The organism is Thermodesulforhabdus norvegica (assembly GCF_900114975.1).
In the GTDB taxonomy this organism is placed as follows: Bacteria; Desulfobacterota; Syntrophobacteria; order Syntrophobacterales; family Thermodesulforhabdaceae; genus Thermodesulforhabdus; species Thermodesulforhabdus norvegica.
Window position 1 is genome coordinate 302,010 of the sequence record NZ_FOUU01000002.1, and the last position, 16,288, is coordinate 318,297.

Here is a 16,288-nt window from a genome sequence, read left to right on the forward strand (position 1 = left end):
AGGAGTCTGCAATGTATTATCTGGGGCTGGACATAGGATCGGTAAGCATAAACGGAATGGTGGTTGACGAAGAAGGTAATATTGTTGAAGAGCTTCCCTACAGGAGGCATTTCGGTCTGGTTTTCGAACACTTTAAGGATGTGCTGTCGCTGGTTCGGGAGCGCTACGGTTCGACTCTTGTGAGTGTTGCTCTTACGGGAATGCACGGTGAGTTGATTGCCAGAATTCTTGATCTGCCCTTTGAAGCCGAGACCATTGCTCAGGTTGTGGGTACGGTTTATGTGGTGCCCGGTGTCAGAACCATCATAAGCATGGGTGGGCAGGATGCCCTTCTTTTCCAGATCGGATACGATCCCGGATCTGACGGTAGAAGGTGGTACCTGGAAGATTTTGAGATGAACGGCCCCTGCGCATCCGGTACGGGATCGTTTATCGATCAGCAGGCCGAGCGCCTTGCTTACTCCATGTACGACAAAAGCTGGAAACCATCGCAGGAGCAGTTACAGCGTGTGCTGGACGACTTTATTGAGCTGGGCCTGAAAAGTACCTCACCCGCCCCCGTAGCATGCCGATGCACGGTATTTACCAAATCCGACATGATCCATTTACAGAACAAAGGTGAACCCCTGATGAACATCATTGCAGGCCTTCATTACGGAAATGCGGCCAACTTTGTCAGCAACATCGTTGGGAATCGCACCGTAAAGGATCCCGTCGTGTTTATAGGCGGGATGGCCAGCAATCGGCTTCAGGTTCGGGCATTTCGGCACTACTTCCCGGGTATCACCGTGCCGCCTTATCACACCTCAATGGGTGCCCTGGGCGTGGCGCTGATTGCAATAGAAAGAGGCTGGCGTAAGTTGCCTTCAAAGGACTTAAGTGCCATAACCACGATGGACTATGACTTCCCCAGAACCGGGCCTCTCAGGCTGGAGTTAAGCCGCTTTGATGAGGATAATTCGCTGAAAGTCCGGAAAAGAAAAAAGTGGGAAGGCTTTTTGGGCATTGATATAGGTTCGACCACCACGAAGTATGCTTTTATAGATCGATCGGGGAGGCTTCTCCATAAGTGCTATGTGCCCACGCGAGGCAAGCCCATCGAGGTGGTGCAGTATCTTCTGGGGGTGCTTTTGGAGACCACGAAGGGTGAGTGCAGAATATTGGGGCTGGCCACCACGGGGTCCGGAAGAAATGTCGTGGGCGACTTCGTGGATGCAGATCTCATAGTCGATGAGATTACCGCCCATGCCCGTGGCGCCGTTTATATGGACCCTGAAGTTGACACGATTTTTGAGATTGGTGGGCAGGACAGCAAGTACATACGGATAGATCGGGGTCATCCGGTTGACTTCGACATGAATAAAGTATGTGCTGCCGGTACCGGCAGTTTTCTTCACGAACTGGCGAATAAGATGAATATAAACATAGTCGGAGAATTTCAGGAAATAGCCATGGCTTCGGAGTCTCCCATTCACCTTACGGAAAGATGCACGGTTTTTATGGAATCAGACCTTGCAGGATACGCTCAGAAGGGGGCAAGCCGTGAAGATCTGATAGCCGGTTTGTGTTACGCCGTCGTTCACAATTATCTCAACAGAGTTGTTGGACGACGCCCCGTCGGCCGAAGGGTGATGTTTCTCGGTGGCCCTTCCCTTAATAAGGCTGTGGTTGCGGCCTTTGAGCGGGTTCTTAACCGACCGATAATTGTACCCAGACATCGTGAAGTGATGGGCGCTTACGGAGCCGCCCTGCTCGTTAGGGAAATGTACGAAAGGGGTGAAGTAACGCCCAGACAGCGGGATCTCAAGAAGTTATCGGAAGCTTCTGTGAGCTTTCAGGAGGTTATCTGCCGTGCAGACCCGAAATGTCACAACGAATGCAAGCTCAAGGTTTACGACTTCGTGGGCCGTAAGAGCATATGGGGAGGAGACTGTGGGCGTTATGAGGTAAGTCACGGTAAAGAGAAAGAGACGGTCAATTATATCGGCAAAAGGAATTCCCTGTTTTTTGATTTGATGTCCCGATGGGATGTGGTTCCGGGCAGGATATCTGCAGGTAAGAAAGGTCTTCCCGTAATCGGAATGCCGCTGGGGCTTCATTTCTGGGAATGGGCACCCTTCTGGGTTGTGATTTTCCGGGAACTCGGCTTTCCTTTGTTGCTCAGCCCTCAGACCACTCAGGACATCGCCCGTAAAGGAGTCGAAAGTGTTACCGCCGAAACCTGCTTTCCTGTGATGGTGTTCCATGGACATGTTCGCTGGCTTTCTCAACGAGTCGACATGCTTTTCCTTCCCAACGTCATCAACATGCCCTCTTACAGTGAGAAGGAAGCCGGGTTTTTCTGCCCTCTTGTGGAAAGCGGGCAGTACATTACGAGATTTGCTCTGAACCTGGATCCGGCAAGGATTGTGAAACCGACCGTTTATCTCAACGATCCTCCGGAATACATCGCAGACCGAATAGTCGAAGCAATGCCGGGATCTCTGAAACCCGATCGTGCCCTGTTGACCCGTATCGTAAAGAAGGCTTTCGATGTACAACTGGGTTTTCGTGAAGAACTGTTAAAGATCGGTAGAGAAGTAATTTCCCGTTCAAATGGCGAAGAGCCTATCTGGGTCATATCCGGAAGACCTTATAACCTGTACGATGTAAGGCTCAACCTGCAGCTGGGAAAACAGCTCGCCAGGCGAGGAATAAAGGCGATCACTCTGGACTTCGTAGATCTTAGCCTGGAAGATATGAGTGACTTTCCCAGAATGTATTGGGGATTCGGATCCAGGATACTCAGAGCTGCAAAGCATATTGCCCGTCATGAAGGTCTTTACGGTGTTCATCTGACCAACTTCAGTTGCGGTCCCGACTCCTTTATCGAGCACTTCTACAGGCATGTGTTGTCCGAAAAACCGGCCCTTGTTCTCGAATTCGATGAACACACGGCGGTGGCAGGTGTCCTCACGAGGGTTGAGGCCTATAACAACGTAGTAAAGAATTACGAATTCCAGAGAAAAAGTGGGAACCGTCAGAAGATGGCCATGTAATAAGGAGAAATCGATGAAAGAGGCATTGCTGGAATACCTTGTTTGTCCTTCTTGCCTTCCCGAGGAGTACGAACTTAAGGCGCAAGATCTGGTGAGGGAAAGGGGAGAAATTGAGCGGGGAAGTTTGATATGCTCAAGATGCGGGAGAAATTTTCGGATCGAAGAGGGCATCGCTTATCTTACACCGGATCCTGACTGGAAACCATCTCCTCAGAATAAGTACGAAACCCTACACGGCCTGTCTTCCTATCTCTGGAGCCATTATCACGACCTCATGGGTGAAAAACCGGTGATCAACACGGGAAGCCTGCCCTACTCGGCATGGGCGGACATGGTCACTGAAGCCGGAGGGATGTGCCTTGATATCGGATGTGCAGTCGGGCGTTTTGCTCTGGAGGTCTCGCGGAAGTGCGACTTCGTTGTGGGAATTGACCTTTCGGTGACCTTTATAAAAGCAGCCCGAAGGCTTGCCAGGGATGGCAGGTTGAGGGCGAAATTGGTTCAGGAAGGTAATATGGTTACAGAACGGGAGATCATCCTTCCCGGAGAGTGGAGCCCCGAAAGAGCCGAATTTATCGTTGCAGATTGCCTCAGGTTGCCCTTTCGGAGTAATATGTTCCGTGTTGTGACCTCTCTTAATGTCATCGATAAGGTTCCATCTCCGCTGGCTCACATGAAAGAGTTAAACCGTGTTGCGAAACTCCGGGACGCCGAGTGCCTGGTGGCCGATCCTTTTTCCTGGTCTCCCGATGTAGCGCCCCCCGATGAATGGCTTGGCGGAAAGAGCGACGGCCTTTTTGCCGGTTACGGTATTGACAACGTTAGGAAGGTCCTTGAAGGGGTTCATGAAGTAATTTCACCGCCCTGGAGGGTGGAACATCAGTCACATCAACCCTGGATAATAAGAAACCACAGGAACCATTACGAATACATTATAAGTTACTATGTGAAAGCGAGAAGATAAGTTAAGGGGAGAATCATGATAAAACACACCGTATGCAGGCTCTGTTCGGCATGTTGCCCGGCTGAGGTTAAAGTCGAGGACGGAAAACTAATTGGGGCAACCAGAAAATCTTTTTTGCCTCCGGAGAAGCGGCTTGTATGTCCCAAGTTGCTTGCCGCTCCCGAGATAGTTTATTCACCGGAGCGGATCACGAACCCGATCATACGTGACAGAAAAACCGGTAAAACCCGGGAGGTTTCCTGGGAAGATGCCATGGGTTTTATAGCCGATCGACTCCAGAAAATCAAAGATCGTCACGGCCCTCAGGCCGTTGCATGGCTTCGAGGCATGGCAGCCGATTGGGGAACACCCTGGGACTATGCAAACAGATTGATGAACGCTTTTGGGTCGCCAAACACCATAGGTAATGGATCGGTATGCCACGTCGCAAGGGAAATGGCCCACTGGTATGTTTATGGGGCCATGACCATACCCATGGTGAAAGAAGCTAAATGCATAGTAATCTGGGGGAAAAACGACAGGAATACTGCTCCCGGTATGGCCGAAGCAATTCTCTTTGCCAGGGAAAAAGGGGCGAAGCTTATCGTGGTGGATCCGGTAAGAACTTTTTTCGGCAGACGGGCCGACATCTGGTTACCCGTCAAGCCGGCCCACGATGGCTTGCTGGTCATGGCAATGTTGAGGCTCATCGTAGAAAAAGGATGGCTTGATAGGTCCTTTATTGACTCTTACTCCCATGGTTTTGATCGACTCTGCGATGTGCTTAACCGCTTTTCACTCGATGAAGTTTCAAAAAAAGTCTGGCTCTCAAAGGAAGACATAGAAAAAGCCGCAAAATTATACGCAACTGGCAAACCTGCCTGCATAATAGACGGAAACGGGCTGGATATGCAGCTTGAGGTCTTTGATACAACCAGGGCAATAGCCATGCTCAGGGCGATTACCGGAAACATCGACGTTCCCGGCGGTGACTTCATTCCTCAGCCCGTTCCCGTTAGAAACATTCAGTTAAGGGATGAACTTCCGGAAGGGATCAGGCCCATCACGTCCGATTATTCCCTTTTTGATAACTTCCATCCAAACTGGGGACGGCATGCTCAGTCGTGCCTCATTGATGCCATTCTTGACGAAAAGCCTTATGCCGTTAAAGCCCTTGTGGTCCAGTCGGGCAATCCGGTGGTTACAATGACGGAATCATCCAGAGTCAGAAAGGCCTTTGAAAAGCTGGACTTTATGGTCTGCATCGATCCTTTTCGAAATCGCACATCCCATTACGCAGACGTTATCCTGCCGGCCACAACCTGTTTCGAAAAGACCCAGATTAATCGGGCTTACTTGCGTAATGCTCTCGTAATCCTGCAGGATGCAGTTATAGGACCTGTTGGAAACAGCTGGCCGGATTGGAAAATAATCTTTGAACTGGCAAAATTCCTGGGCCTAGGTAAGTTTTTCCCATGGGAATCCGTAGACGAGGCCCTGAACTATCAACTCGAGCCTGCAGGAATTACCGTTGAGGATTTAAGAAAGAATCCGGACGGTATATGGGTGGAAGAGTTGCGTTACGAAAAATACAAAAGTGAAGGCTTCAATACGCCCAGCGGTAAAGTAGAGTTTGCGTCAAAAACTCTGGAAGAGGCAGGGTATCCGGCAGTTCCTTTTGAAAAGGGTTTTTCCGATGAGCCGATCAGTTTTGCCGAATTAGTTGATGACAATTCAGGGGGTAATGTACTCATCGGGATAAGCGGTGAGCGAACAAATCGTTACACTCACACCCAATTCCATAATGTGCCCTTCCTGAGAAAGCTTGAACCCGAGGGATTTGTAGAAATCCATCCGCAGGATGCTGAAAGACTGGGAATAGAAGACTTTGCCGTGGTTTCCATAACGACTCCAAAAGGACAGGTTAAAATGAAAGCCCGCAGGTCCGATGTGGTGAGACCGGGTGTGGTGCGTATTGCCTGGGGATGGGGAGAAGTTAATGAAGAGTGCGGGGTTAACAACCTGACCGATGACTCTCGCCGTAACCCCCTAACCTGCACGCCCTCAAATCGGAGCTTTTATTGTCGTGTGGATAAAGTGAAATGATTGTAAGCTCTTCCAGATTAGAAGGCCTGAGAAATTACTTGATCGGGAAGCAAAAGCCTCCGTTATCCGTGGTAAGCTCTGTGGTGCCCGGTTTATGTTTGAGATCCTGAAGGTCACGGGATAGAGTTCTGAATAGTGACAGGGGACGCCTGAAGGGCATCCCCTCTTTTTGCCCGGCAGCTCAACCGTTTCTGTTTTGCCCTTCCGGGAAACCCTGCAAAACCTCGTTATTCTTCTTCATCTCCCTTGCTACCATCTGCTGGAAAAGCCCTAAAACGATATAAAAGTTCTCTTTCACCGAGCCGCGTCCCTGGAGCATAGGGCCGTGTCCCGGTGCAAGGAATTCGGTATCCAGTTGAACCAGTTTTTCTATGCTCTGTATCAATGCCACCGGATCGGCGCCGGGCAGATCAAAACGGCCGAAGCTTTGCACGAAGATAACATCGCCCGTGAAGAGAACCCTGCCGTCTTCCCAGTAAAAAGAAAGGGATCCCGGAGCATGTCCTGGAGTGTGTATTACCTGAAAGGAGTAAGGGCCGACCTTAAGGTTTCCCTCCGTCACAAAGAAATCAACCTCGAACTTTGGAAGAGTCTTTCCCGTTGCGTCTTCCCAGATTTGTCCGAACTGCTCGATGAAATCCAGAGCATCCGGGTGCAGGGCGATCAGGGCCGGCCTCTGATTCCATGCAGCAATACCTTCCATGTGGTCCGGATGAGGATGTGTTACGAGGACAAGGCTTATGTCGTCAAAGGATATGCCGTCTTCTTTCATCTTCTGCTCGAGCCTGGGTAATAAATGATAGTGACCCGGATCTATAAGAATTTTTTCCTTTTTGCCGATTACATAACTGTTGCAGTTGTTTTCCGTCATACTTTCCCAGGGATAAACGAAGAATTCGTCTGTAAGCTTCATTCAAACCTCCTGTTATAGAAATAGTGCTGCAGGCACCGCCGAATGTTGGATGTTATCCCCTTTCTGGCATTTATCAAATATATACCGTTGTCGAGGTAAAACAACTCTCTGACCAATCGCACCGGCTCTCTGCCCGTCGCTTCTTCAAAGAGCTTCACGATTTTGTCCTTCATTCTTAATTCCGTATCAACCAGAAAAAAGGCCAGATCAGGTGATAGATCCTCAAGCCTGTTTATGAAAGATTCGACATGGGGAAGTTCAACGCCTCTCGGAGGACTCGATTTAACCTCCACATAAACCAGCTTCCCATGGCAGCCGGCCACCACATCGTAGTCTCCACCGTGCTTTGTGTTCTTGAGTTTTACGGCGAAAAGTGCAGGGGCATAGAACTCCCGTACGAATATTTCCGCAATGTACCATTCCAGGGTTGAGCCAAAGCTTCTTACTTTTGGGCCCGTGTATCTAAAAGCAAAGCTGTTATCTTCGATCTCTACCAGTCCCGCCAGAGAAAGAAAATTGATATATTGCCTTGCGGTCCTGGTGGAGCAGTAACGGCTCAGGTTGCGCCAGTCTTCACCGTGGTCTCTGTGCAGAAGATCACGGAGAAAAAGCCTGAAGGAATATTTCTTCAAAAGCCCGTAATAGCGATCATAAAGCTCCTGTCTGGGCCTTTGCGGAAGAATTACTTCTGACATGTCTCCAAAGGACAGAACGGAATGCCCCCTCTGGGTTAATATTCGCAACACGGGATGCCTTTCAGGAAGCGGCTCGGCGGGCTCATTTATAAAATGTAAAACCCTGTCTATTTCTCGTTGCAATTCATAGCACGTCAGGCTCAACTCCCGGAGCTGTTTTTCTATTTCCTCAATTCTGGAGATTAAATCTCTGTTATCTTCCATCTGACGGCAGATCCACCAGGCAAAGGTCCGTTGGGGTATCGAGGAAGAGTCGTATTTCGTAAACATCGTCTGCAAGAGTTATTCTAACCAGATAGCCCAGAGCCTCAAAGACTCCGAAGACTTTTTCCTGTCCCTTTGTAACATAGGCGACGAAGGTCTTAATTCCTGCATTTCGACCGATTTCCGCAAGCCTCTGAAGCAGAAAGGTTCCCACACCGCGGCGTCCGTAATCGGGATGTACGGCAAAGTCAACTTCTGCTGTCATGAGTTCTTCGTCTAAAACATATCCCCCCATGGCTACAACCCGCTCATGCCCCGGAAGACCGTCAATTCCCAGCAAAACCATCTTGGAGCGATAGTCGATATGGAGAATTTCCTGAACGTTGTATTTGGGGTAAACCTTCATCAGAGACAGGAACCTGACGTAAGGTTCTTCCCTGGGCAGGGACGCCAGAAAGTTCCTCACTATGGTTTCGTCGGAAGGGCGGACCGGCCTGAAGGTCAGTTCCAGATCGCCGTCAAACAACTGTTTAACTTCCAGGTTTTCCGGGTAAAAACTGATCCCCACGGGGTATATCTCGCGCCTCAGGTAATTAAGGCGATAAGCCTCCTGGAGCAGTTCCTCCCGAAAGTCCGGGTGGGCAATATTTATAAGCTCAAGAGTCCTCTCCCTCAGGCTTTTCCCCATCAGATAAGCCGTTCCGTATTCTGTTACCACGTATTCAACACCAGCCCTCGTTGTCACAACTCCGCTTCCCTCCGTCAGGGTGGGCACAATGCGGGATTTGCTGCCGTCTATTGTGGTTGACGGAAGCACCACAATAGATCGTCCTCCCTCGGAATGCCTTGCCCCCCGAAGGAAATCCACGGCTCCACCGACACCGCTGTAGATCTCATAACCGACCGAATCGGCACAAACCTGCCCGCTTAGGTCCACTTCAAGAGCCGAGTGTATGGTGGTCATCTTGCGATTCTGGGCAATAATCCTGTAGTTGTTGGTGTAATCGACGGGGTGAAATTCAACGAGGGGGTTATTGTGAACAAAGCGGTACAGCTTTTCCGTTCCTGCGCAAAAGCTGGCTATAATCTTTCCCGGGTGCAATGTCTTCTTCTCGTTGGTGATAACTCCCTTTTCAATGAGGTAGAGATAGGGATCCGTGAGCATGTCTGTATGCACACCGAGATCTTTCTTGCCCTCAAGAGCATAGAGGCAGGCACTTGACAGACTACCCACTCCGACCCTCAGTGTTGCCTCGTCTTCAACCAGTTCGGCCACATGATGGCCTATCATCCGGGCAATTTCGTTTACAACAGGTGGAGGCATCTCCAGTATGGGTTCGTCGTGTTCAACGATGGCGTCTATGTTGTTTACATGGATGAAGGAATCTCCTAATGTGCGGGGCATACTGGCGTTTACCTGGGCAATCACGTAGCGTGCGCATTCCGTGGCAGGTTTGACTATGTCCACGGCGACCCCGTAGCTACAAAATCCGTGCTCGTCCGGTGGAGATACCTGGATCAGGGCAACGTCCACCGGCAGGATGTTGTTTCTGAAAAGGGTGGGCACATCGGATAAATTTATCGGGGTATAATCGGCACGCCCCTCTGCTACGGCTTCTCTCGAAGATGCGGCCACAAAAAACGATTTTAATCGACACTTTTCCTGAAAACACGCGTCGGTATAGCGGGTCCTTCCCAGACTGAGAATGTGGAGTATCTCAATGTCTGCCAGATAGGACATTTGCTCCACAAGTTTCTCCACAAGATACTGAGGCTCACCGCACCCCGAGCCGATAAACACCCGTTGGCCTCTTTTAATGGCCCTCAGGGCTTTTTCGGCCGGCATTTTCTTTTGCTGATAGGAACCGCGCCAGTCGATCAGCGAAAGAGCCGGTTTTGCAACCATGTCCCTTTAACTCCCGTTAGTTTTGCGCTTTTTGAGCAGGATTATAACCGATGACCCTGCCAGTATCATCCCGGCACACAGAACCTGGCCCATGCTGAAAAAACCGAGAATGAAACCTATCTGAGGATCCGGTTCACGGAAAAATTCCAGGATGAAACGTATGGTTCCGTAACATATCAAAAAAAGAGCCACCATCATTCCATCGGCCAGGTTTTTCTTCTGCATCTTCCACAGAATTGCAAAAAGAATAAGCCCCTCACCGAAGGCCTCGTAAAGCTGAGAAGGGTGTCTGGGAAAGGGCCCACCCATGGGGAAAACCATTGCCCATGGGACCTCTGTAATCCGGCCGTAAAGCTCGCCGTTTATGAAGTTGCCGATGCGACCGAGGCCAAGTCCGATGGGGGCCGCTACCACAACACAATCGGCAACTCCCCAAAAAGGCAGACCTTTCTTTCTGCAGAAAATATAGCCGGCCAGCACAGAGCCTATAAGCCCTCCGTGGAAGGACATTCCGCCATGCCATAGGGCTATTATTTCCAGAGGGTGGGAGAGGTAATAGTCAAAGTAGGGGTACTGGTAAAAAACCAGATGTCCTGCCCGTGCTCCAACGATAAGACCCAGGGCAACCCAGAAAAGCAGATCCTGCAGGGTTGCTCCCTGAAGTCCCAGTGAACGACTTTTTTCCTGCCTTGGGATAACGAAGTAGGCTGCGATAAAACCAAGAAGATACATTAAACCGTACCATCGAATGTGAAAAGGGCCAATGCGAACTATGTCAGGATCTATATGAGGATAGGGGATCATTACAACTGTTCACTCCCTGTGATCTGAAAAAAGTTTTCGCTACATTTTACGAAGGACGGCCCGGGAAGGAAATAGAAAAGCGGGGTGTTTCCCCGCTTTTCGCTCACCATCGGAGCGACCACCTACTGGTGACCGCAACTCTACTGAGTCTTAACCTCTATTTTCTTACGCTTTGACTTCTCCGTCTTGGGGATCATCAGTTTCAACACACCGTCTTTGTAAGTCGCCTCAACACCGTTAGGATCCACGTCAGCAGGCAGCGTGAAGGACCTGGTAAAGGATCCAAAGGTCCTCTCTACCCTGTGATAGGACTCACCCTTCTCCTCATGCTCCTGTTTCTTTTCACCCTTTACAGTCAGCACATTCCCCGTGATAGAGATGTCCAGCTCCTTCGGATCAATTCCCGGCAGATCCGCCTTCACCACAATATGATCGTCCGTTTCCGACACATCAAAAGCAGGAACCCAGAATCGATCTCTTTCAAACACCCGATCCAGCACCGGAAGCTCAAAGGACTCAAACCACCTATCGATCAAATCAAAGGGAGATGGTACGTCCAGAAGGCTTCTTCTCCTGGGTACCAGCCCTAACATACCATCACCTCCTTTTTGCCTGTGATTTTAGTACCTTATCAATCTTTCCGCCTAAAAAATAAGAACTCCTTTCAGGCTGTCAAGGGGGCGAGAAGATAGATCGTTAATCATCCTGAAAGCTTTTTTCTGACCATTTCGTTAACGATCTTGCCGTCGGCTCGTCCTGCGACCCTGGGCATTATGATCTTCATTACTTTGCCGAGGTCCCTGGGTGTTTTGGCCTTTACTTCTTCGATGCATTCCTCCACCAGACGCTCGAGTTCTTCATCGGTAAGAGGCCTGGGCAGGAATTGTTCAAGCACTCTGATTTCGGCTTCCTCTTTTTCCACAAGATCGTCTCTTCCGCCCTGTTTATATTGCTCCACAGATTCGCGACGCATCTTTACCTGAGAAGAAACGATTTTCACGACTTCCTGATCATCAAGCTCTTTCATCAGCTCCTTTTCTCTGTTTTTCATGGCCGTGAGAAGGCCTCTGAGAGCGTTTTTTGCCGTCTCATCCCGGTTGCGTATAGCCTCTTTTAGTGCTTCTTCTATTTTGCTCCTAATCTCCGCAGCCATCAGCGTTCCCTCCCGGAAAGATGATAATTGACGATCCTGATAGCTTCTTCCAGTTTTAAAGAACCGGTGTATAAAGCCCGTCCTACAATCACGCCGTTGAGGCCTTCCTTTACGAGAGGAAGGAGAACCAGTATGTCTTCTATTGAAGCCACGCCTCCGGAGGCAATTACGGGGTGCCTGGTAATTTTAAGTAGCGACTCCGTTGCCTTTACATTAACACCTCTTTGAGTCCCATCCCTTGCAATGTCCGTGTAGATCAAAGCCGCCAGAGGCAGATCGTTCCAGATCCGTGCAACCTCAGCCACGGTAACGCTCGTCACATTTTTCCAGCCCTTTACTGCAACGAATCCGTTGCGGGCATCAAGTCCGGCGGCAATCCGACCCGGATAGGCAGTGCAGACCTGTGAGAACCATTCGGGATCTTTGAGAGCCCTGGTTCCCACAATTACTCTTGAAATCCCGGCCTCCAGGTACTTTTCCACATCTTCGCTGTTTCTGATCCCTCCTCCCACCTGAACGGGTATGGATAGAGTGGATGCAATTCTGGCAATCACTTCGTAGTGAACGGGCCTGCCCGCAAAGGCCCCGTCAAGATCCACAATGTGAAGCCAGGTTGCACCCAGGCTTTCCCATCTGCGGGCAACCGTCAGCGGATCGCTTCCGTACACGGTTTCTTTTGAAGGATCTCCCTGATATAGCCTCACGCACTTCCCGTTTTTTATGTCAATGGCAGGGTAAATGATCACCGATCTATTCCTCCTTGTGCACCCCGGTAGCCAGTTCTTTGAGAAAGGACGGCGGTTTTACGGGCCTTCGTTCGGCATTTACGCAAACATGCACCGTGTACCCTTCTGCAAGAACCTCATCGGCATTACCGTCTCTGTATATACTGTAATCAAAACGAAATCGGGCAGGCGTGGGAGAAGAAAGGCGGGTTTGTATTACTATTACATCGTCGTAAAAAACAGGCCTGTAGTATCTGCAATAGGCTTCTATGACGGGCAGGAAATATCCCTCTTCTTCCAGCTTTCGGTAACTCCTTCCGTGAGCTCTAAACCATTCACTCCTTCCCGCCTCAAACCACTTCATAAAATTCCCGTAATAGGCCTGCCCCATTTTGTCGGTGTCGGCGTAAAGCACGCGAATCCGTGCCCCGATTATATCGCTACTTTTTGGATCCCTCACGGTTACCCCCTAAAGAACGATACTCCAGGCTTCATCGTCGGTGTATTCGGAAACTTCACGCCGTCCGCCGTAATGCTCCAGCTTGTTGAGAGCATCGATCAGCGCCTGGGCGCTTGCAAGAACTATATCCACATGAGCGCCCCATCCATCGACAATTGTATCACCTTCCTGTACTCTAAGAAGAACCATTCCCTGGGCATCGGTTCCCAGCGTTGCGGCTTTTACCTCATAATGGATGAGCTTTGGAAACCTTCTGACCATGCGAAAGATCGTTTTAAAGGCCGCATCTACAGGCCCGTGACCGAACCCTGCGTCCTGAACGACCTGACCGTCGATTTCCAGTTGAACCGTCGCATGAGGCACGGGAATGGATCCCGCCGAGACGTTTAGATACAAAAGTCGGTACTTCTGAGGCACATGGAACAGAGCCTGCCTTACTATTAGCTCCAGGTCGGAATTGAAGATGTTCTCTTTCTTGGAAGCAAGCCTCTGGAACGTTTCATAGCACCTCTGATATTCCCCTTCTTTTAAAACATAGCCCAGTTCTTTGACTCTGGCCTTAAAAACCTCAAAAGGAGTATCCTGATCCATAGGTTCTCCATTTTTGACCATGCCGATGTCTTCTTCTCTAATCACGAAGCAGGGCGGTAATTCGGCAACGTCTCCTATTTGAGGCCCTGATGGTTCGCAGTAGAAGGCGTAAGATCCGGTGAGAGGTTTAAGCGGACCGAAAGATATGCCTGTGTGCCTTTCAAGAAGTCTGCAAACGGGCCCGATGCGGTCCATGGCTACAGAAGTCGAAAGTCCCAGGGCTTTGCCGTGGATCGCTATAATTGTGGCGATCTCTTCAAGCCTGGCGTTTCCCGCCCGCTCCCCGAGACCGTTCACCGTGCAGTGGACGAGGGATGCTCCGGCACGAAGAGCGGCGATGGAGTTAGGGGTTGCAAGGCCGAGGTCGTTGTGACAGTGAATCCCCACGACGATTTCGTCTTTTATCTCTGAGCAGATCTTGCCTATGATATTTTCGATAAGCCAGGGTGTGGCGTACCCTACCGTGTCGGCAAAGGTGATGGTATCTGCTCCGGCCTCGAGAACCGCATCCAGGAGCTTCAGAAGCTCGTTCTCACTGGCCCTGAAGGCGTCCACAAAGGAAAACTCAACATGATCGGCCACATCTTTCCCCCTTTTTACGGCTTCGACGGCGATCCTGAGGCACTCGTCGAGAGGCTTTTTCAAGAAGTGGTCTCTGTATGCCGCCGAAGCGGGTATAAAGGTGTGAATGCGCGGTTTTGGATGCCTTTTCAGGACATCTCTCGCGATGCGGAAATCTTCGGGATTTGTTGCCCTGGCAAGCACGCAGAAAGAAGGCCCTTGAATTTCTTCGGCCATTACACAGAGGGTTCTGTACTGCTCTTCCGATGCTGCCGGAAATCCGCCCTCCAGAATATCCACGCCCAGCGTGGCAATCTGGCGAGCAATCTGTATTTTTTCTTCCGGTAACAGCATAAGTCCGGGTATTTTGATTCCGTCCCTGAGGGTAGTGTCGAGAAAGGCTACGTGTTTCATGGCTGGCCTCCTGGGGCTACTCGTTTAATAAAACAAAGGCTTTTACCTGACGGGGTGTATCCCGGGGTTATCGGTTTCACTCCGTTACCACCGCCGAGAATTTCAAACAGAGGAATTATAGTATTGTCGTGACTTTCGATCTTTCCATTGATGTCCAGTATTTCCAGCTTTCCTGCCCCGTTACGAAGATCTTTAACGGCTTCTGAAACGGTAAAGTGTTCGGGAAAGATAGGAACGAAGAAGGTGAAAGGCTCTACCGAAATTACCTCATGTCCGGCATGACCTCGGGCTTTAAAGACGTTTCTGGACCCTAAATAGGGAGCCGATTTTATTGCGACCAGTTCGTTGAGCGGATCCTCCGAGGTTATCGCAACGAGCCTCTTAAAGCCGGAATAGGTGGCTTCTTCGTAAACGGATCCGTCCACCACGTCGGCGCAAAGAGCTTCAAGCCCTTCAGCCGATACGAGAGTGCAGGAAGTGGGATTTGTGTCGATAAAGGCTACCGGTACGTAATCTTTTATTAATTTTGCAATGCCCACACTTAATTCGTTAAGACCGACGAAAAGAATGCCGGTTTTTTCCGGTGGTGCATCGACCTTAAGGATCCTTGCAAGAGGCCTGCAGAGTAGAGTTGCCGAAATACCGGAAATCATGATGATGGCAAATACGGTGGCCGTGATCAGTTCGATCTCTCGTGAATTTTCTCCTATCACTATGCCGGCATAGGCGACGGACGCTATGGATAGAATACCTCTTGGACCTATAAAAGCTATGTAGGTTCTTTCGGCCAGAGAAGTTCCGGTCTTGTATAAAGAGCCATAAACGGCAAAGGGGCGTATGAGGCCTCCCAGGATGAGGGCCACCCCAAGTATCGGAGGCCAGTCGTCCCTGAGCGGCCTTAGGTCGACCCGGGCAGAAAGCAGGACAAAAAGCATGCCTATGAACATCGTGACGATCTGCTCGTGAAAATGACGGATTTCTCTTACAGTACGGCCGGAAAGAGATCTTAAAATTATCCCGAGTATGACCGCCGCTAGAGGCCCCGATCCTTCGATTACGGCATTTGATAATGCAAATATGGCTATGGCACTGCCGAAGGATACGATTCCCGGCAATATTTCGTCGTGAAGATGTTCCAGAAAGGGAATTGCAACCCTGAGCAGAAAGAAACCTCCTATCAATCCGGCGGCAATACCAACCCCGACTCTCGAAAGCAGGGTAATAATTCCTCCTATAGGAGACTGGACACTCAGGGGATGAGCCAGTAACTCTATTGCCACGGCGCTTACCACAACCCCGGCCACATCTCCCCAGATGGACTCCCAGTGGAGTAGTGCCTCCAGACGGGGTAAAAGGCTTGCGTTCCGGAGTATAGACCCCATCACGGTTGGGCCCGTGACTATGATTATTGCCCCAAACAACAGGGCAAACTTCCAGGGAACCCGTAAAAGGTGAATGGCCAGCAATGCTGCACCCAGACCGGTAAGGGTCAGAGTACCCCAGAGAAGCCTGTGAATTATGGCCGTCTCGATTCTGAAGCTCACAGAAGTGAGAGTCAGGCCTCCTTCGAATAGTATGAGGGCAACGGCAATTTCGACGAGAGTAATAAGCCCACTTCCCAGGGATTCTACCCGGATAAAATTCAAAACCATCGGACCGCCCAGAATTCCAAAGACAAGGTAAAAAACTATTGCAGGAATACGGAATGTCCGATCGAGAACCTGAGAAACAATACCCAATATCAGTGCCGTCACAACCGTGTAAAGCGATGCCAT

13 protein-coding genes are annotated in these 16,288 nt (G+C 50.1%); 3 read left to right on the forward strand and 10 right to left on the reverse strand.

From position 1 onward, the window contains the following. The first annotated feature begins 11 nt into the window (after positions 1 to 11). The 3 genes from BM091_RS05000 to BM091_RS05010 are packed head-to-tail and all read left to right on the forward strand — an operon-like array spanning position 12 to position 6,087. Positions 12 to 3,038, forward strand: a complete 3,027-nt coding sequence (locus BM091_RS05000) for an acyl-CoA dehydratase activase (protein ID WP_093394274.1) — start codon at positions 12 to 14, stop codon at positions 3,036 to 3,038. Positions 3,039 to 3,051: 13 nt separating this feature from the next. Next, entirely contained in the window at positions 3,052 to 4,002 is a 951-nt protein-coding gene (locus BM091_RS05005; protein ID WP_093393947.1) for a class I SAM-dependent methyltransferase, read from the forward strand. Between the two features lie 15 nt (positions 4,003 to 4,017). Then, a complete protein-coding gene (locus BM091_RS05010) occupies positions 4,018 to 6,087 on the forward strand; it encodes a molybdopterin-containing oxidoreductase family protein (protein WP_093393949.1) in 2,070 nt (689 codons plus the stop codon). Positions 6,088 to 6,268: 181 nt separating this feature from the next. Here BM091_RS05010 and BM091_RS05015 read toward each other — a convergent pair whose 3' ends face one another. The 10 genes from BM091_RS05015 to BM091_RS05060 all read right to left on the reverse strand — a co-directional run bounded on the left by BM091_RS05015 (position 6,269) and on the right by BM091_RS05060 (position 16,288). Continuing rightward, positions 6,269 to 7,000 carry an MBL fold metallo-hydrolase gene (locus BM091_RS05015; protein ID WP_093393950.1) on the reverse strand — a complete coding sequence of 244 codons (732 nt, stop codon included), beginning with the start codon at positions 6,998 to 7,000 and terminating at the stop codon, positions 6,269 to 6,271. Continuing rightward, positions 6,997 to 7,899, reverse strand: a complete 903-nt coding sequence (locus BM091_RS05020; protein ID WP_093393952.1) for a hypothetical protein — start codon at positions 7,897 to 7,899, stop codon at positions 6,997 to 6,999. Before BM091_RS05020 ends, BM091_RS05015 begins: the two co-directional genes overlap by 4 nt. After that, positions 7,889 to 9,805 carry a bifunctional acetyl-CoA hydrolase/transferase family protein/GNAT family N-acetyltransferase gene (locus BM091_RS05025; protein WP_093393953.1) on the reverse strand — a complete coding sequence of 639 codons (1,917 nt, stop codon included), beginning with the start codon at positions 9,803 to 9,805 and terminating at the stop codon, positions 7,889 to 7,891. The genes BM091_RS05020 and BM091_RS05025 overlap by 11 nt, the downstream gene beginning before the upstream one ends. 6 nt (positions 9,806 to 9,811) lie before the next feature. Further along, positions 9,812 to 10,609 (reverse strand): prolipoprotein diacylglyceryl transferase, encoded by a 798-nt coding sequence (lgt, locus tag BM091_RS05030; RefSeq protein ID WP_093393955.1) that lies wholly within the window; start codon positions 10,607 to 10,609, stop codon positions 9,812 to 9,814. A gap of 140 nt (positions 10,610 to 10,749) precedes the next feature. Continuing rightward, positions 10,750 to 11,202, reverse strand: a complete 453-nt coding sequence (locus BM091_RS05035) for an Hsp20/alpha crystallin family protein (protein WP_093393956.1) — start codon at positions 11,200 to 11,202, stop codon at positions 10,750 to 10,752. A 107-nt stretch (positions 11,203 to 11,309) separates the two neighbouring features. Beyond that, complete coding sequence (locus BM091_RS05040; protein WP_093393957.1) at positions 11,310 to 11,762, reverse strand: GatB/YqeY domain-containing protein; 453 nt, start codon at positions 11,760 to 11,762, stop codon at positions 11,310 to 11,312. Continuing rightward, positions 11,762 to 12,508, reverse strand: a complete 747-nt coding sequence (gene hisA, locus BM091_RS05045) for a 1-(5-phosphoribosyl)-5-[(5-phosphoribosylamino)methylideneamino]imidazole-4-carboxamide isomerase (RefSeq protein WP_093393958.1) — start codon at positions 12,506 to 12,508, stop codon at positions 11,762 to 11,764. Before hisA ends, BM091_RS05040 begins: the two co-directional genes overlap by 1 nt. A gap of 4 nt (positions 12,509 to 12,512) precedes the next feature. Next, entirely contained in the window at positions 12,513 to 12,947 is a 435-nt protein-coding gene (locus BM091_RS05050) for an acyl-CoA thioesterase (RefSeq protein WP_245735267.1), read from the reverse strand. A gap of 9 nt (positions 12,948 to 12,956) precedes the next feature. Further along, a complete protein-coding gene (locus BM091_RS05055; protein WP_093393959.1) occupies positions 12,957 to 14,513 on the reverse strand; it encodes an alpha-isopropylmalate synthase regulatory domain-containing protein in 1,557 nt (518 codons plus the stop codon). Next, entirely contained in the window at positions 14,510 to 16,288 is a 1,779-nt protein-coding gene (locus BM091_RS05060) for a cation:proton antiporter (protein ID WP_093393960.1), read from the reverse strand. The genes BM091_RS05055 and BM091_RS05060 overlap by 4 nt, the downstream gene beginning before the upstream one ends.